Source organism: Cohnella hongkongensis (genome assembly GCF_042654645.1).
Lineage (GTDB): Bacteria > Bacillota > Bacilli > Paenibacillales > Paenibacillaceae > Cohnella > Cohnella hongkongensis.
Map to the genome: position 1 here is coordinate 114632 of NZ_JBHSEP010000010.1, position 18125 is coordinate 132756.

Below are 18125 nucleotides of genomic sequence, written 5' to 3' on the forward strand. Positions count from 1 at the left end.
CGTCTTCTCCGCCTTTCTTCTAATTCGTTTGTCCTATTCGATCTCCGACAGCTTTACGGGTCGGCTGCTTAGCAGGGACAGCTTCGCGGCCAGCGCGATTTTCTCCGCCGCCGCTCCGTCCCGGCCGTCCACCGGAAGCTCCTCGTCCCGGACGACACAATCGACGAACCGCTCGATCTCGTCGCGATAAGCCGCCTCGTAGCGCTCCAGGAAGAAATAGAGCGGCTTGTCGCTCCATACGCCCTCCTCCGTGCTGAGCACGGCCGTGTTCGGGCGGTCGTTCGCCGTCTCCGCCGAGCCCTTGGAGCCGAACACCTCGGCCCGCTGGTCGTAGCCGTAAGACGCCTTGCGGCTGCAGTCGATGACGCCGAGCGCGCCTCCGGCAAAGCGCAAGGTGACGATCGCCGTATCCACGTCGCCGTGCCTCCCGAATGCCGGATCAATCAGCACGCCGCCCTGGGCGTACACCTCCTCCACCTCGAGACCGGTCAAATAGCGGGCCATATCGAAGTCGTGAATCATCATATCCATGAACATGCCGCCTGAGCTGCGGATGTAATCCTCCGAAGGGGGCGCGGGATCGCGGGAAGTGATTTTAACGAGCTGCACGTCACCGATCGCGCCGGCCCGCACATGCTCGCGGATGCGCCGGTAGTTGTGGTCGAACCTGCGGTTAAAGCCGACCTGCAGCTTCACCCCCGCGAGCCGCACCGCTTCGAGCGCTTCCTCCGTCTGACGGATATCCATACTGATCGGCTTCTCGCAGAATATATGCTTGCCCTGCCGCGCGGCTTCCTTAATTAACGGAACGTGCGTATCCGTCGAGGAACAGATGAATACGGCGTCGATGCTCGGATCGCCGATAATGTCGCCGCTGCTGCGGGTTACGACGGGAATGCCTCTCCGCTCCGCCCACTCGTTCAGTTCGTCGCCGGCGAACAGGTCGCCGACGGCCGCGATTTCCGTCTGCGGATGTCTCAGAAGATTGTCGGCGTGGATTTTGCCGATTCTTCCCGCTCCGATGATGCCGATTCTGATTTTCTTCATGTTCGTCTGCCATCCTTCTTAACCGCGTTGCGGCTCGCCGGCCCTACCAACGGGCGGTCACCATTTTTTTGCGGGTGTAAAATTCGACTCCGTCCGTGCCGTTCGCGTGGAGATCGCCGTAGAACGACTTCTTCCAGCCGGAGAACGGGAAGAACGCCATCGGCGCCGGAACGCCCAAGTTGATGCCGAGCATGCCCGCGTCGATCGTCTCGCGGAACTGCCGCACGCTGCTGCCGCTGTCGGTGAACAGGCAGGCGCCGTTGGCGAACTCCGAACGGTTGGCGATCCCGATCGCTTCCTCCAGCGTATCCGCGCGCATGACGGACAATACCGGGGCGAAAATCTCGTCCTTCCAGATTTTCATCCCGCAGCCGACCTGATCGAAAATCGTCGGCCCGACGAAATAGCCGTCTCCCTGCGCCGCTTCATCGCGCCGCCCGTCCCGCACGAGCACGCCGCCCTCCGCTTCGCCGGAAGCGATGTAGCCGAGCGTGCGCTGCTTATGGGAGGAGCGAATGACGGGGCCGAGGAAAGTGCCTTCCTGCAGGCCGTTGCCGATCCGCAGCTTGTCGGCGGCCGCGGTCAGCCGCTTCACCAGCTCATCGCCGACGCCGCCGACGGCGATGACGACGGCGCAGGCCATGCATCGCTCGCCCGCGGAGCCGAACGCGGCGCTGACGATTTCCTTGACGGCCAGCTCCAGGTTGGCGTCGGGCAGGACGATGGAGTGGTTTTTGGCGCCGGCGAGCGCCTGCACGCGTTTGCCGTGGGCCGAGCCGGTCTTGTAGACATATTCGGCGACCGGCTGCGAGCCGACGAACGAGATCGCCTGAATGCCCGGATGCGCCAGCAGCCCGTTCACCACGTCGCGGCCGCCGTGAACGACGTTCAGCACGCCCGCGGGCAGCCCGGCTTCATGAAACAGCTCCGCCAGCCGGTTGGCCAGCAGCGGCGTACGCTCCGACGGCTTCAGCACGAACGCGTTGCCGCAGGCGATCGCCAGCGGGAACATCCAGCACGGCACCATCATCGGAAAATTAAACGGCGTAATCCCGCCGACGACGCCGATCGGATACCGGTACATGCCCGACTCCAGATTCGACGCGATGTCGGGAAGCTGCTTGCCCATCATCAGCGACGGCGCGCCGGCGGCGAATTCGACGCATTCGATGCCGCGCTGCACTTCCCCGTACGCTTCGGCGTAGCTTTTGCCGTTCTCCTGCGTAATGAGGCGAGCCAGCTCCTCCCAATGCGCGACGAGCAGCTGCTGGTACTTGAACAAAATCCGCGCCCGGCGCGGAACCGGCGTCCGGCTCCACGTCGCGAACGCCTGTGTCGCGGCGCTCACCGCCGTATCGACATCCGCCTCTCCGGAAAGAGGCACGCGAGCCAGCACCTCCTCCGTCGCCGGATTGACGACTTCCTCATAGGCGGCAGCGCCTGACTCGACCCACTGTCCTGCGATCCAATTTTTAAGCGTTATAGTCATCGTGTTTGTTTCCCTCGCTTCCTTGAATGGCGAACGCTCGCTTGCGCTCAGCCCGCCGACATCTCGCCGCGTGCGCAGCGTTCGATATAATCCGTCACCTGCGCGGCGGTCGGCATCGCGTCCGAGCAGCTGTGGCTGGAAATGACGATGCTGGCCGCGGCGCTGCCGAATTCCATGCTTTTGGCGATCGTCCAGCCCGACAGCAGGCCGTGAATGAATCCGGCGGCGTACGAATCGCCCGCGCCGAACGTCTTGATCACCTTGGCCGGGAACGAACGCGCCCGATGCTCCTGCCCGTCCTTGCTGTACGCAATCGAGCCCTCCTTGCCGTGCTTGATAATGACGATGCCGGAGGCGAAGCCGAACCACTTGGAGGCGGTAATCCGGTCGTCATGCCCCGGGTTAGCCTCGAACTTCTCCATGCAGTCGAACTCTTCGCGCGTCCCTACGATAATGTCGCTCTTCTCCGCGACCAGATTGTAATACGCCGCCGTCTCCTCCTCCGACTGCCACGTGTACGGACGGTAATCGAGATCGAATACGACCTTCGTGCCGTGCCTGCGGGCGTAATCGACGGCGAGCAGCACCGCCTCGCGAGAAGGGCTGGCGGCCAGCGCCGTTCCCGAGACGAGCAGCGCCTTGCTTTCCGCGATCAGCGACTCGTCGACCTCGAGCGGACCGAGCTTCAAATCGGCGACGTTATCCCGGTACATCAGAATGCTGCATTCGGTCGGACTCTTGATCTCGGTAAAAGCAAGCCCGGTCACCGCGCCCGTCGCGTCGGTCACGACGTTTCGCGTCTCGATGCCTTCCTTTTCCAAGTAGCTGCGAATGAACCGGCCCATCTGATCGTCGGCGATCTTGCCGATGAACGCCGTCTTGCGCCCGAGACGGCTGACGCCGATCGCGATGTTGGCGGGAGAGCCGCCCACGTACTTCGTGAACGTCATCGTCTGCTCCATCGGCCGGTTGATCTCGTTCGCGTTCAGATCGATGCAGAGCCGGCCGATCGCTGTCAGGTCGTAGGTTCTGCCTTCGGCAAAAATCACGCTCGCCATCCTACTCGCCCTCCTTGGCCGGAAGCAAGGAGCTCAAGTAAGCGATCGCTCGCGCCGCATACTCGCGCGCCGGATGCTCCGCCGGGTCCTGCTCTCCTTCAAGCAGCGCCCAGCCGTCGTATCCTCTGGCGACCAGTTCGCAGATAATCGGACGGAAATCGATATTCCCGTCGCCGGGAACGGTGAACACTCCGCGCCGGATACAGGTGACAAAGTCCGCCTTCTCTTCCCTAGCCTGCTCCAGTCTCGGCACCCGCACGTCCTTCAGATGAATATAGGCGATCCGGCCGTAATGCTTGCGCAGCAGCGCCAGCGGGTCCGCTCCTCCATACAGCGCATGGCCGGTATCGTACAGCAGGAACACCGCCTCCGGGTCCGTCTCCGCCAGAAGCCGGTCGATCTCCTCCGGGCTCTCGATCGCCGTGCCCCCGTGATGGTGGTACGTCAGCTTCAGCTCGTATTCCCGGGCGATTCGTCCGGCGGCGTTCAGCCCTTCGGCGAGCGAAGCCCAGCCGGCGTCGTCGAGCGGGATGACCTCGCGCTCCTGCGGCGTGCGCCTCGGATCGAAATGCAGGGAGCCCCCGACCTCACACGTGCTGATTACCCGGCTGCCCATCATCCTCAGAAACTTCGCATGCTCCCGGAACGCGGCCAATTCGCTTTCCCGGTAAGCGGGATCGGAAAACAGCACCGATTTCCACTGCGAGACGAGCTGAATGTTCCGCTGCGCCAGCTCCCTTTTCAACAGCTCGATATCGGTCGGGAACTTGCGGCCCATCTCCGTCCCCGTCAGGCCGAGCGCCTGAATGTCGTCCAATATTTGCTCGTACGTCGTCGCCTCGCCGTGCTCTTTTACGTCTTCTCCAACCCAGTTGATCGGATGAACGCCCAATCGAAAAGGAAATGAAGCCATCCGCCAATCCCTCCTAGTAAGCTTTCGCCCGCGATTTTTGCTTGTTCATATCCTCATGCGCCTGCACAACCTTCGGACTTGCGGATACTTCCGGAACGCCGACGTGCCACCAGGATTCGTAGCCGTCCGTGTTCGTGCCCGGCAGGACGGTAATTTCGATCAGCGTCGTCCTCGTCTCGTTCTTCGCCTGCCTCAGCGCTTCGCGAAGCTCTTCGGCGGAGCAGGCTTTGTATGCGGCGGCGCCCATACTGCGAGCGTGGGCTGCAAAGTCGATCGGCATCGGCGCGCCGGTATAGCGGCCGGTCAACGGCTCGCGATAGCGGAACTCGTTGCCGAAGCCGTCGCTGCCGTGGCTCCGCTGCAAATTGTGAATGCACTGGAAGCCGTGGTTGTCGAACAGCAGCACCGTCAGCTTGCGGCCTTCCTGCAGGCTCGTCACCAGCTCGGAATGCAGCATCAGATAGCTGCCGTCGCCGACGAGCGCGTATACCTCCCGGTCAGGCTCGGCCAGCGCGACGCCGAACGCGCCGCTCACCTCGTACCCCATACAGGAAAATCCGTATTCCATATGGTAGCCGCGCGCATGGCCCGGTCTCCACAGGCGCTGCAAATCTCCCGGCAAGCTGCCCGCCGCGCACACAATAACGGCCTCATCGCCGATCGTCTCGTTGATCACGCCGAGCGCCCTCGTCTGGGCGAGACCGTCCTCCCGCTCGACCGCATACAGCCGATCGACCTCGCCGTTCCATTCGTCCCTGATCCGCGCCGGCTCTCCGTCCGGATATTGGGCCGCGTAGCCCGCTTCCTCCAGCGCTTCGCCCAGCCGTCGAATCGCCTCTTTCGCATCCCCGACCAGTGCCGTGCCGTCCTGCTTAGCGGCATCCATCCGATTGACGTTAACGTTCAGGAAGCTCGCCTCAGGGTGAGCGAAGGCCGACTTGGACGCAGTCGTGAAGTCGGAGTAGCGGGTTCCGATGCCGATGATCAGATCCGCCTCCTGCGCCAGCCTGTTGGCGGCCAGTCCGCCGGTCACGCCGATCCCGCCGACGTTCAGCGGATGGCTCCACGGCAGCGCCCCTTTGCCGGCCTGCGTCTCGGCAACGGGAATGCCGAACTTCTCGGCGAACGCGGCCAGCTCCGTCGTCGCGCCGGAATACTGCACGCCTCCTCCGCAGACGATAAGCGGCCTGCGCTTCGAACGAACGAGCGCAGCGGCTTTATCCAGCGCGCTGGCGGACGGCTGCTGCCGCTCCAGCTCGTATACGCGCTTCTCGAAGAAGGAGAGCGGGTAATCGTACGCCTCCGTCTGCACGTCCTGAGGCAGCGCGAGCGTCACCGCGCCGGTTTCGGCCGGATCGGTCAATACCCGCATCGCGTTCAGCGCCGCGGTCATCAGCTGCTCGGGACGGACGATCCGATCCCAGTATTTGCTGACCGGCTTAAAGCAGTCCGTCGCCGACACCGTGTAATCGTGGCTCGCCTCTAACTGCTGCAGCACCGGGTCCGGCTGCCGGGAAGCGAAGTTGTCCCCCGGCAGCAGCAGCAGCGGAATGCGGTTAACCGTCGCCGTCCCCGCCGCCGTGACCATATTCAAGGCGCCAGGACCGATCGAGGACGTACAGGCATAGATTCTCCTGCGCAGCGATTGCTTCGCGTAGGCCGCCGCCGCGTGCGCCATTCCCTGCTCGCTCTTTCCCTGCACGTACGTCAAGCTGCCCGGGCTGCGCTCCAGCGCTTCGCCGATGCCCGTCACGTTGCCGTGGCCAAAAATGCCCATCACGCCGGTTACAAATTTCGTCTCGACGCCGTCTGCGAGGACATGCTGCTGATCGAGAAACCGGATTAGAGCCTGCGCCATCGTCAAGCGGATCGTACTCATGTCGTTCTCCTCCATCTACTAAGTTAAGCGCTTATTATGTTTGCGCTTTAATTATTTTGTTTAATGCTATATAATATATTGTAAAGCGCTTAACGTAATCATACCTAGATCTGCACAGCAAATCAATCATGAATTTTGCCAGGAGGATTCTAACGATGAGCTTATCCGAGCTTCACCCGTACTGGGACACCGTGCAGCGCGTCGCCCCGATTTTGTACATGGACCGTCTCGAACCTTTCAAGCCTGTTCGCGTCGGCGTGACCGTATTCGAAGCGACCGCTCCGTCCCCGTCGTTCGACCGCACGGTCGAGATCGATCCGGAACGCGTCCGCCTCGCTATCGAGTACGCCATTTACTGGGACTATGACATTCAGCACCTGTACGAGCTGGAGCACGTGTGGATTTACGTTGGCCGCGACGGCCGGATCGTCGGCTGTGAAGGCAGCTTCCACGGCCGATACTTGGTCGGCCTCTTGCGGGATCGCAGCAATGTGACGGAAGATGGCCGCGTCAAGCTGTACTCCCAGCCGGGCAAGCACGCCATGTCTCCGCTGGAGGAAGTGTTCCGCCTGCTGCCGAACGTGGAGACGTGCTGCATGGAGGAAGCCGGCAAGGACGGCCTGCTCGAGCCTGCGATGTTCCGCGGCGAATTCAAAAGGGGCAGGCGCGACGACGAGCTGTCCGAACGCCATCTGCGCACGTTCGCCTTCCGCCCGAGCTTCGATTACGTGCCGCACGAGTGGACGCCCGACATTTTCGTCTCCTGGAGCGAGCTGCGCCGGGAAATTCCCGAGCGGATGAAGGCGCTTCTGGCGTCGCTCGAGCCGCTGTCCTAAGACCAACCGCTATACTTTCTGAATCACCAAGCATAAACGGCTTACGCCGTCCTTGGGAGCGGCGGGATAACGTTTATGTCGGAGACGATTTCAGATAAGGATAGCGAGTTTTATCCTTTCTAAATCGTAAAAATAAGTCTCGTCCTTGTCATCAAGGCGAGACCTATTTGGGCTAGTCCACTATTTGCACTGGAGTTAGACGTTAGTTGCATTGGAGTTAATCTCTATTTGAACTGGAGTTAGCCGCTAGTGCCCGTGCCATCCCTCAGTTGGCCGCAGCTATGGAGCCCCCTCGTCCCCAAGCTAGCCCAGCCGTCCATGCCGAATGGAGAGGGGGCTGCGCCACCTCTCCTCCCAAGCGTTTCTTATAGCGGGCCCTGCCAACCGATCATAGCGGATTCGACTTCAGCCGCAGCTTGAACCGAAACTTCGCGTCCTCCCCGTACCACATCGGGAAGTTCGTTCCCCAAATATTGTTGTGCAGATTAAAATGCCAGCCCCCGTCCAGCGAAGCGAACGATTGGTCGAATTGCAGCAGCCTGCCCCCGCCCGGCGCGGCCAAAGCCGCATCCAGCGTCTCGATGGATGCTAAGCCGTCCGCCCCCTCGTAATGGACTCCGCTGCCGACGGCGTGCAGGTTGCGGTTGCCTCCCTTCACGACGCGCAGCGGGGAGACGGGCTGCCCCAGCTTGTCCATCGTCCACAGATTCGGATTGTCCACGCTAAGCGCGCAGCAGAACCAGCTCGCTTCGGGCAGACGATTGGCTTCCTTGCCGAACCATTGCAGCTCGACCTCGATCGCATTCGACCCGAACAGATACCCGATTTCCAGCACCTTCGGAGCGCCGTACTCCTCGCAAGCTTCCTCCGGCATAACCAGGCGAAGCGCGTATCGGCCGTCGTCCAACCGATCCATATCGCTCAGTCTCGGCGCGTACAAGCGATGGCTCGGAAGCGGACGGACGAATTCGAAGCCGGGCTTGCCGAAGTCCGCGTCCGCCCACGGATGCGTGACGGGCAGATTCTGCATGTACATGCGAAAGTAGCGGGCGTAATCCTCCGTGCCGAACGTCTCGTACCGGTACGCGCCGAACGGATGCGCCTCGTCGACCCAGCGCTTGCCGTTCGCGTCGCTTAGCCCGATCAGCGCGCCGCTGGCATCGAATTCCGCTTCCCAGCCTCCGCCGGGAGCGAGGCTTCCCGCCGCCGCGCCAAGCTTCGCTCCGCCCGCTTCTGCGGGTTTCGGCGCAAGACCGCCCAGCGCTTGCTCCGCCTCTTCGCGCAGCTTTGCTTCCAAGTGCGAAATCGCCCTGTCCACATACTGCCGCTGCTCCGCCCAGGAGCTTTCGATCAGCGAATACGAGCGTCGGCTCTCCTCCTCCGAGAACAGCTTGCCGGAATGCCTGTCGAACTCGTCCATCGCGAAAGCTCCGATGTAGCCGAACTTCGCCGGCACGTCGGCGGGGTCCACTACGTCCTTGAGCCGCGCTGCCCGGAAATCACGCTTGGCGTAGTTGCGGAAGTCGGGAAGCCATTTCTTCACGTCCAGCCCCCACGTATGCTCGGCGACCATCAGCAGTTCCATGCTCATGCGCCGATATGCCTCGTCGGTGCGCTTCAGCCTCCCTTCCTCCAGCCAACGGGAACGCAGCCGCAGAAGCTCCCGGTAGCGAGCCAGCTTGAGCGGATCCGTCCCGGTCCCGTGAATCCACGTATCCCCCAGCTCCTCGCGCACGACGGGAAGCTCGCAATTCGCTTCCAGCAGCTTGCGCGCGAACGCGTCCATCGTCGACGCGACTACCTCCGCTCCGGGATAACGCTCGCCGATGTTCCGAAACTGCTCGCGAATTTCCTCCGCCGACGGCGGACCGCAGTTGTCGCCCGTATGGGCGAAAACCAGAACGTCGCGGAGTCCTTCCAACTGCAGCTCTTCCCCGTACGTACCGGCGTAATTAACGATAATCTCCGAGCCGTCCTCCGCCTGCCAGCGGAACAGCCTTGGCACGTCCGGCCGCTTCGACGCCGGATTGACGCCGAGATGCAAATACCGGATGCCGGCCCGGGCCATGGGAGGAACTATACCGAGCGTATGGCCCGGCACGTCGGTCATCTTGGCCGAGATCGTCGTCTTGCCGTACCGGGCGTCCAGCTCCCCGCCGATCGACAAGCCGAATCGGAACAATTCTTCGTCCATCAGCTCCGTATGGGTTGTGAACGGAAGACCGTGCCAGGCGATGTGCCCGAGAGCGATCGCGCGTTCCATCCGTTCTCTCTCCTTCTCGGAGGCGGAATCCAGATAGTGCCGAATCAGCCACGACCCGGTCGTCCAGACGAAACGAGCCTGCCCCCCCTCTTTCTCCAGCTGTTCCGCCAAGGCGATCGCTTTCGGGATGTATTCCTCCCTGTACTGCTTGGCCACGCGGGCCGCCAGACGGGTAAATCCGATATCCAGGTGCGTCTTGAACACGACGTGAACTCTCTCGATCGTAGTCATGATGAGACTTCTACTCCATCCTTCCGAAATCTTGACGCGCCTCTATCGCCGAGAGGGGCGAATGCGGTACGTCCGGCCCGCCTCGGTAGCGAACCGGATCCTTCCTTGTTCCATCCGGTCGATCGGGACTTCCTGTCCGTCCAGCGTTACGGACAGCTCTCCCGGTCCTGCGATTGCACAATCCCGGCCATGCAGGGAAAGCACGTCGGCCTCCTCCAGGCTTCCCTCCCGCCAGCGAATGCCGACCTCGAACCCGCCGCGGGCGCGCAGACCTGCCGCGCTGCCGGTCGGCCAGGCGTCCGGCAGCGCGGGAAGCAGCTCCAAGCCGTTCGAGTGAGACTGCAGCAGCATCTCGACGATACCGGAGGTAGCGGCGAAGTTGCCGTCGATCTGGAACGGCGGATGCGCGTCGAACAGGTTCGGATACAAGCCGCCCCGCGAATAATTCGTCCCCTCTCCCGAGAGCCTCATCAAGTTTGTCAGCAGCTCGTAGCTCTGATTGCCTTCGCGGAACCGCGCCCACAGGCCGACCTTCCAGCCGAGGCTCCAGCCCGTGCCTTCGTTGCCGCGCAGCTCCAGGGAGCGGCGCGCGGCGGCGAACAGCTCGGGCGTATCGCGGGACGTCAGCTGCCTGCCCGGATAAACCCCGAACAGATGCGACACGTGGCGATGGTGCGGGTCTTCGTCCTCGAAATCCTGAAACCATTCCTGCAGCCGGCCTCCCCGGCCAATCTGCAGCGGGTACAGCCGGGATCTGGCGCTGCGAAGCTCCTCGGCGAACGTCTCGTCCGTTCCCAGCTCGCCGGCCGCCTCGATGCAGTTCGTAAACAGATCCCAGATCAGCGACATGTCCATCGCCGTCGAACGGCTGATCCCCGCTAGCTTCCCGTCATAACGGAACTTATGCTCCGGAGAAGTCGACGGGCTGGTCGACAGCCGTCCGTCCTCGTCCTCCTCCAAGTAATCGAGACAGAACAGCGCCGCTTCCTTCATGATCGGATAGGCGGTCCCCCGTAAATATTCAGGGTCGCGTCCGAATGCGTAATGCTCCCACAGATGCTGCGCCAGCCAGATGCCGCCCATCTGCCACATCGCCCAGGTGGCGTCTCCGGCGCCGCGTCCCCCCGCCGGAGCCGAATGCCCCCACAGGTCGACATTATGGTGCGCAACCCATCCCCGGCAGCCGTAATGAAGCTCGGCGGTTCTCCGGCCGGACTTCGCCAATCGGCCGATCAGCGAGATGAGCGGCTCGTGGCACTCGGACAGATTGGCCGTCTCTGCCGGCCAATAGTTCATCTGCGTATTGATGTTGATCGTATAATTGCTGCTCCAGGGCGGTCTCGTCTGGTCGTTCCAGATCCCCTGCAGATTCGTCGCCTGCGTCCCTGGACGGGAACCGGCGATCGTCAGATAGCGTCCGAAATGGAACAGGAGCCCAACGAGATCCGGATCGGACGAGCCGTAGGCGGCGATTCGCTCGTCGGTCGGCATCCCCTCAGGAGAAACTCGCTCCCCGAGCTTCAGCTTCACCCGGTCGAACAGAGCGCGGTAATCGGCAATATGATCGCCTCGAAGCCTGCTGTAGCTTTTGCTCCATGCGGCCTCCAAATCTGCCGCAGCGGCCAGCGTGACCTCTTCGGCGCGGTAGAAGCTCGTCGCTGCGCCGATGACGAATGTGACGCGGTCGGCGCCCGACACGTGCAAGCCGTCGCTGTCCGCGCGAACGACGCCGCCCTCCGCCGAAGCCTGGAGCGCGCCCGCAAAACGGATCGCCTCCGTCGTCTCCTCGTCTCCGTAGACGATCGGATCGGGCACATCGTAGTAGCTCGGCGATACGCGCTCCGGAGCCGTTCCGCGCAGAACGAATCGGCCGTCTTCAACCGATGTCTTATGGCGAAGCGGACTGTCCAGCCGCGCATGAACCTCGAGGGCGCCGGGCTTGTCGGCCTCCAGGCGGAGCACGAGCGCCCGGTCCGGGTACGAGACGAACAGCTCGCGGGTATATTTCACCCCGCCGATCTCATACTCGACGCGCGATATCGCCTCGGCCAGATCCAGCGAGCGGCGGTAAGAGCGGCAGACGTCGCCGTGGCCGAACGTCAGCATGAGATCCCCGAACGGCAAGTACGATTCCGTAAAGTCGCCCATCATCTCCTTGCTCTTCAGATCGGCTTCCGCGTAGCGCCCCGCTTGCACCAGCCTGCGAACCTCGGACAGCGCTCCGAGCGCGCCCTCGCGATTGCCGTCCTTGCTCGGAGTTCCCGACCAGAGGCTGTCTTCGTTTAACCCGATGCGGTCGCGTTCGACGCCTCCGAAGTGCATCGCTCCAATCCGCCCGTTGCCGAGCGGCAAAGCTTCCGTCCATTGAACGGCCGGTTTGTCGTATTGCAGCTTCACGACGATTCTCCTTTCGACTTTTCGTTTCAGTCGGCCTTTATTCTTATCATCGTCAGTCACACTTGAAATGGAAATAACGGACAGGATTATTCCTTCGAATTTGTACGAATTTTCGCTCATAACCGCTGGATCGGACCTCTGTACGCATCAGCATCGCCTAACTGGCGGAGCAGGTCGGCTATTCGCAAAAGCAGCCGACGCGCCAGTTCCTGCAGACGTTCCAGACGCCGCCGCTGCAGGACTTGCGCCATGTTCGTCTGACGGCCGGACAGCTTCTTCTGGAGACGAACGAAAGCCTGTCCATCAGCCAGATCGTCCGTCATGTCGGCAGGAGCCGACGTACTTCACCCGGGAGTTCCGTCGGACGTACGGCGTCGTTCCGGGCGAATACAGGGCGACTAAGGCTCGGGAAGCCGAAGAAGCGGCCCGTTCGGGCCGCGCTCCCCGCCGGATCTAGAGCGGATACCCGCATGCGCGGTCTCTTCGGGGCCGGAAAAGGCAAAAAAAGCCGCAGCAGCCACAGGGCGCGAACGGCTTGCTCTTTTATTTCTCGGGACCGGTTCTGCGGGAGGCGGCGCGGCGCTTCAGATGGTTCTGGTAGGACGCGGCCAGCAGCCGGTTCATGCCTTCCTCGAACTCCTCGTCGGAAGCGGACTTGTCGATCTTCGCATCCGGGAAGCGGATGTCCTTGATCTCCCAATTGTTCGTGGCCAGATTGTGCCTGAAGCCTTTGGTTAGCAGAAACTTCCTTCTGCTGTCCGTATACTCCGGCTGGACAGCCTCCTGCCTCGGCGTCGCCGGGGCCTCCTCCGTCTCCTCCGCGGTTTGCTGCGGAGACGGCCGTATGCCGCGCGCGGCGTCCGCCTTCAGCTTCTCGTGCTCCGCCAGAGGGATTGGCCGCTCCCGCTTCCTGCCCTTCAGCCAGTCGAGATCGTACCTCATTTTCGTGTTGATGACGTAGTAGGCTTTTCCTTTGATTTTTTCCTTGGGGATCTCGTCATACAGCTCCTTGCGCTTCTTGAAGCCTTCGACGATGCGCCGGATCTGTTCCTTCTCCACGTCGATCGGCACCACTTCGTTCCCCGGCATATAGATGTCGCACATAACTTGCTTAAACAGAAAATCGCCCAGCTCGGTGTCGTAATAGCTGGTGAACGAAACCGCGACTTCCTTCTTATTGATCGTAACCCTATGATTCAAAGATGGTCCCCCTCGTCAATTCGGCTCATTCCCCTATTATAACCAAGCTCAGGCGAAAGAGCAGCAGCGAATGTATCGTCGGAAGCCTGAAATGTCCGTTGTCTGTCGGCTGCGCAGAAAACGCTTGCCAATCGAGCGGGCTTCTATGTAGAATCAACAAGGAAATTGTCGAAAGACCAGTCGATAGATGTGGAGGAAAACAACTGATGAGACGCGAAATCGGGGTCCATGAAAGGCCCCCCCTCGGACAGAGCCTCACCTTGAGCCTGCAGCATTTGTTCGCGATGTTCGGCTCCACCGTTCTTGTCCCGAATCTGCTTGGCGTAGATCCGGCCGTCTGCCTGCTGATGAACGGCATCGGCACGCTGCTGTACCTGTGGATCTGCCAAGGCAAAATCCCCGCCTACCTCGGCTCGAGCTTCGCCTTCATCTCTCCGGCGGGCGCCGTTATCGGCATGTACGCCTCAGAAGGCGATGGCTATGCCGCCGCGCTGGGCGGCTTTATTATCGCAGGGCTCGTGTTCACGCTGATCGCGCTTCTGATTCAATTCGTCGGCACCGGCTGGATCAACGTCGTATTCCCTCCGGCAGCCATGGGAGCGATCGTCGCCGTCATCGGCCTGGAGCTGATTCCGGTCGCCGCGCGAATGGCCGGCTGGATCGCGCCGGCTGGAGCCGACGAATGGAAAATGGATGCGAACACGGTCACGATTTCGATGGCGACGATCCTCGTGACCGTGCTGGGCAACGTGCTGTTCCGCGGCTTTATGCGCATCATTCCGATTCTGATCGGCATCGTCTTCGGTTACGCGCTAGCCTATGCGATGGGCGAGATCAAGTTCGGTTTCCTCGACCAGGCGAGCTGGATCGATTCTCCGACGTTCACGACTCCCGTGTTCCATTTGGCCGCCATTCTGACCATCGTGCCTGCCGCGCTGGTCGTTGTCGCCGAACACATCGGACACTTGATCGTCACCGGCAACATCGTCGACAAGGATCTCTCCAAGGATCCGGGCCTGCACCGCTCGATGCTCGGCAACGGACTGTCGACGATGCTCTCCGGCTTCGTCGGCGCTACTCCGAACACGACCTACGGCGAAAATATCGGCGTTCTGGCGATGACGCGCGTCTACTCCACGTTCGTCATCGGCGGAGCGGCGGTCATCGCCATCCTGCTCAGCTTCCTCGGCAAGTTCTCGGCGCTTGTCGCCAACATCCCGGTCGCGGTCATGGGCGGCATCTCTCTGCTGCTGTTCGGGATCATCGCGGCGTCCGGCTTGCGGATGCTCGTCGAATCGAAGATCGATTACAGCAAGCCGACCAACCTGTTCCTGACGACGATCGTGCTTGTCGTCGGTTTGAGCGGACTCAAGATCAAATCGGGAGAATTCGAGCTGACCGGCATGGCGCTCGCGACGGTCGTCGCCATCGTGTTCAGCTTGCTGTTTAAGCTGTTCGAGCTGTCCAAGCTGTCCAACGAGAACGAAGTCGCGATCGACACCTCGAAGCATGAATAGAATAATTTTTTTCGGTTAGAATTCCGCAGGCGAATTATGGTAATGTAGGAGTGACAGCATGATCCGTTATATGCCATGATTCGTGCTTATTCGTATCTGCGGGGAGGAAATCTCTGTGAAACTGGATAACATAACCGTGCTCGATTTCGAGACGAGCGGTCTGGACCCGGCACGCGACCGCGTCATCGAGATGGCGGCCATCCGCTGCTACGGCGGAGAGATCGTCAGCCAATTCCAGACGCTGGTCCGGTTCGAGGGAACGCTGGCGCCGAAAATTACCGAGATCACCGGTCTCACGTCCGCCGACCTCGTTCACGGGATGGACGAGGAGACATCCTTCCGCATCCTGAACCGGGTGATCGGGGACAGCATCATCGTCGCCCATAACGCCTTGTTCGACCTCGGCTTTTTGCATCACGCTCTGATGCGCTTCGCGAAGCGGTCGTTCAAAAACGATTTTCTCGATACGCTGACGATCGCCAGGGACCGGCATACATACCCTCATAACCTGAAAGATATGTGCGATCGCTACGGCATCGTTCTGGAAGGCGCGCACCGGTCGCTTAACGATATTATTGCGTGCTGGAGGCTGCTGGAGAAGATGAACGAGGAAAAAAGCGTACAGCCGCACCTGAACACGCTTGGCTACATGACGAAGTACGGCGTGCCCAAGTGGAGTCCGTTGCAGGCGAATCTGGTTCCGATCGAGATCAAGTACGCTTAACCGAAAAAAAGCATCTGAAGGATACGGTCGTCCCGAATCCTCCGGATGCTTTTTTTTGCGCAGCGCTCTCTTTACGTCGATACCGTAGTCGTGGAATTCGGCACGAAACTGACCGTCTCCAGCACGACCGGCGTATCGCTCAAGATCGGATCTCCTCCGGCCGGCACGGCAATCGCCAGCGAGCCCACTCCTGTTGCGCCCGGCGTGTACGTGCTAAGGCCTTCCATCTGCAGAACGCCGTTTACGTAAACGTTGAAGTAACTGTCGTTCGCGTTAAGGACAGGCAGACTCGCGACGGCCGCGCCCGTATCGTCGAAGAAACTCGCCGCGTCGATCGTTAAGGTCGCGCCGGCTGCCGTGACTGCGGTCGTCACGTAAAAGTACCTCGCCGCCGCGGGCTCAACGGTCGTCGTCGTCGTCGCGCTCACCACGAGCTTCATCAGTTGCAACGCCATGAACAATCCCTCCTCCGCTATCTGCTGGACATGCTGTATCCGTTCCTTGATATCCTATTCAGAAGAAACGCAGGAGATCGGGCGATTCCGCCGGCCGAAGCCCGTTTTTAGGATACTTTGGCGATAAACCCGACGGATTCCACAATAATCGGCGTACCCGCCAGTATCTTTTGTCCAGTGGATGCAACGGTGACCGACAGGGGCTCCACGCGATAAAGCTGGCCTTCCTGGAGAAGCCCGTTAACGTAGAGATTGAAGTATCCCTCCTGACGATGATCGGGAAACGCCTTCGCCGGCTCTCCATGATCGTCTACGAACGAAGTCGCGGGAACGACCAGGTCCTCCGTCATAAAAATGTCGGCCGCGGGCAAATAAAAATAGCGTCGAACGACCGGATGAACGCTCACCGTCGGGAGGAGCGGCCGTTCGGCGCCGTTCGGCCCCCCGGCGGGCCGGGGCGCTCCGCTCCGGCTCAACCTCCTTCTTTTCCTAATCAGACGTCCTTTCTTTTTTGCGCACCTGCGTCTGGACGAACGTTTGCACACTCGTTTGCACACCCGTCTGCATACTCGTTTGCATACTCGTTTCGTCCGGCAGGAACGTTGTATCCCCGAACGCCTCCGCCGCCGAAGATCAGCCACCTCCTCACCCCTTTGCCGCCAAAATCGTCCTTTTGTCTATAGTACGCAGGCGTCTCCTGCAGGAGTAGACAATTAACTATAAAGCGAAAAAAACTTGCCGGCCATTTCGCGAAACGACCGCCGTCCGCACAAAATGCCGTTGTCGGGAATGTCCGGGTTGGCTTGACGGCTCTAGGATCCTATGATCGCATAAGCGCGAGGCAAGCCAAAACGCCTTCTGCGTCCTTTAGACGCAGAATCGCGTTTTTTGTCGGAGGTGCTTCATCAGGATAGCGCATTTTATACTTGCTGATCGGCAAAAAAGAACGCCCCCGTTCAAGCGCGGAGGCGTTCTCCCGTACGGAACATCGCGGCAGCGTTCGCAGAAATAGATTCGTAATCCAGTTCGGACGACTCTTCCTCCCCGTCCATAAGCTCCAGCGCGAGCTCGTAGTAAGCAAGGGCGTCCTTGTCCCGATTCATTAGAAGCAGGAGGGCGATCATCTTCGCATGGAGCCTGCCGCTCAGAGGCAGCAGCTGCGACCATCTCTGCAGCGGATTCAAGGCGATCTCGTAGCGGCCCTGTCCGACGTAGGCGTCCACCATCGCCTCCAGCAGCCCGACGAATTCGAGTTCAAGCTCGGCTTGGCGCGGGGCGGCCCACTCGTATCCGCTTCCGGCGAGATAGCCTTCCCCGTAGAGCTGCACGGCGCGCATAAGCGCCGCTAACGAACCGGTCTCCCGAAACCGCCGAAGCTCTTCCTCATAGGCCGTCACGTCGTCGAACGCGACGTCCCAGCGCAAAGCGTAGCTGCCGCCCGCCGTCTTCGACTGTTCGATCGCGTTCTCCAGTCCGCACGCTTCGAGATCTTTGCGAAGCTGGTAGACTGTCGTATGAAGATTGGCCTGCGTCTTCTCCGCATCGCGGCCGAACCACAGCCCCTCCATCAGTTGGGCTTTACCGACGGGTCTGCCCCGATACGTATGCAGCAACGCAAGCAGTTCTCTGCCCTTGGAATTGCGGAACCGAATCGGCCGGCCGTTCTCGTCTTCGACGCTGAAGGGACCGAAGCTGCGAACGGATACGCCTGTGCGGGGGGCGGGCTCCCGGGCCGAACCGTTCCGTTCGCCGCGTCGGGCAGCGCGCCCGAGCGCACGCTCCAGATCCTCGGGCATGACCGGCTTTAGCAAATAATCGAGCGCCTCTACCCGGAAAGCGTCCCGGGCGTATTCCTCGTAGGCGGTCAGAAAAGCGATCTGAACCTCGGGACGGATCTCGCGAAGCCGGCGGGCCATCTCCAGACCGTGAATCCCGGGCATCTCCATGTCCAGCAGCACGAGATCGATCGGGTCGGCCGTCGTTAAGGCGTATTCGAGAAAAGCTTGAGCTTTATCGAACATCCCGTTGACAAGCACTCCCTCGTACGTCTCCAACAATTTGCCGACTCGTTTCAGTGCCGGCAGCTCGTCGTCGACAGCGACTACCCGTAGCATCG

General features: G+C 61.1%; 14 protein-coding genes. 3 read left to right on the forward strand and 11 right to left on the reverse strand.

Going from position 1 to position 18125, the window contains the following annotated elements; translation table 11 throughout:
• Positions 1-33: 33 nt before the first annotated feature.
• The 5 genes from iolG to iolD are packed head-to-tail and all read right to left on the reverse strand — an operon-like array spanning position 34 to position 6386.
• Positions 34-1047 (reverse strand): inositol 2-dehydrogenase, encoded by a 1014-nt coding sequence (iolG, locus tag ACFO3S_RS14985; RefSeq protein WP_378097576.1) that lies wholly within the window; start codon positions 1045-1047, stop codon positions 34-36.
• 43 nt (positions 1048-1090) lie between these two features.
• Positions 1091-2536 (reverse strand): CoA-acylating methylmalonate-semialdehyde dehydrogenase, encoded by a 1446-nt coding sequence (locus ACFO3S_RS14990; RefSeq protein ID WP_378097579.1) that lies wholly within the window; start codon positions 2534-2536, stop codon positions 1091-1093.
• A 47-nt stretch (positions 2537-2583) separates the two neighbouring features.
• A complete protein-coding gene (iolC, locus tag ACFO3S_RS14995; RefSeq protein WP_378097582.1) occupies positions 2584-3594 on the reverse strand; it encodes a 5-dehydro-2-deoxygluconokinase in 1011 nt (336 codons plus the stop codon).
• Position 3595: 1 nt separating this feature from the next.
• Positions 3596-4507, reverse strand: a complete 912-nt coding sequence (gene iolE, locus ACFO3S_RS15000; protein WP_378097585.1) for a myo-inosose-2 dehydratase — start codon at positions 4505-4507, stop codon at positions 3596-3598.
• 13 nt (positions 4508-4520) lie between these two features.
• Positions 4521-6386 (reverse strand): 3D-(3,5/4)-trihydroxycyclohexane-1,2-dione acylhydrolase (decyclizing), encoded by a 1866-nt coding sequence (gene iolD / locus ACFO3S_RS15005; RefSeq protein WP_378097588.1) that lies wholly within the window; start codon positions 6384-6386, stop codon positions 4521-4523.
• 155 nt (positions 6387-6541) lie between these two features.
• Here iolD and ACFO3S_RS15010 point away from each other — a divergent pair, with 155 nt between their 5' ends.
• Positions 6542-7222 (forward strand): hypothetical protein, encoded by a 681-nt coding sequence (locus ACFO3S_RS15010; RefSeq protein WP_378097591.1) that lies wholly within the window; start codon positions 6542-6544, stop codon positions 7220-7222.
• A 388-nt stretch (positions 7223-7610) separates the two neighbouring features.
• On the opposite strand, the gene ACFO3S_RS15015 is transcribed toward ACFO3S_RS15010, so the two are convergent.
• From ACFO3S_RS15015 to ACFO3S_RS15025, 3 genes are all read right to left on the reverse strand, one after another.
• Entirely contained in the window at positions 7611-9716 is a 2106-nt protein-coding gene (locus ACFO3S_RS15015; RefSeq protein WP_378097595.1) for a DUF5054 domain-containing protein, read from the reverse strand.
• Between the two features lie 42 nt (positions 9717-9758).
• Positions 9759-12113, reverse strand: coding sequence for a glycoside hydrolase family 95 protein (locus ACFO3S_RS15020; RefSeq protein WP_378097598.1), 2355 nt, complete (start codon positions 12111-12113; stop codon positions 9759-9761).
• A 543-nt stretch (positions 12114-12656) separates the two neighbouring features.
• Positions 12657-13313, reverse strand: a complete 657-nt coding sequence (locus tag ACFO3S_RS15025) for a hypothetical protein (RefSeq protein WP_378097601.1) — start codon at positions 13311-13313, stop codon at positions 12657-12659.
• A gap of 206 nt (positions 13314-13519) precedes the next feature.
• Between ACFO3S_RS15025 and uraA the strand changes: the two genes are divergently transcribed.
• Both uraA and ACFO3S_RS15035 read left to right on the forward strand, forming a co-directional pair.
• Positions 13520-14830, forward strand: coding sequence for a uracil permease (gene uraA / locus ACFO3S_RS15030; protein ID WP_378097604.1), 1311 nt, complete (start codon positions 13520-13522; stop codon positions 14828-14830).
• 115 nt (positions 14831-14945) lie between these two features.
• Positions 14946-15554, forward strand: a complete 609-nt coding sequence (locus tag ACFO3S_RS15035) for a 3'-5' exonuclease (protein WP_378097607.1) — start codon at positions 14946-14948, stop codon at positions 15552-15554.
• A gap of 71 nt (positions 15555-15625) precedes the next feature.
• On the opposite strand, the gene ACFO3S_RS15040 is transcribed toward ACFO3S_RS15035, so the two are convergent.
• The 3 genes from ACFO3S_RS15040 to ACFO3S_RS15050 all read right to left on the reverse strand — a co-directional run bounded on the left by ACFO3S_RS15040 (position 15626) and on the right by ACFO3S_RS15050 (position 18123).
• On the reverse strand, positions 15626-16009 hold the full coding sequence (locus ACFO3S_RS15040) for a DUF4183 domain-containing protein (protein ID WP_378097610.1): 384 nt from the start codon (positions 16007-16009) through the stop codon (positions 15626-15628).
• Between the two features lie 107 nt (positions 16010-16116).
• Positions 16117-16485, reverse strand: a complete 369-nt coding sequence (locus ACFO3S_RS15045; protein WP_378097613.1) for a DUF4183 domain-containing protein — start codon at positions 16483-16485, stop codon at positions 16117-16119.
• 480 nt (positions 16486-16965) lie between these two features.
• On the reverse strand, positions 16966-18123 hold the full coding sequence (locus ACFO3S_RS15050; protein ID WP_378097615.1) for a response regulator: 1158 nt from the start codon (positions 18121-18123) through the stop codon (positions 16966-16968).
• Positions 18124-18125: the final 2 nt, after the last annotated feature.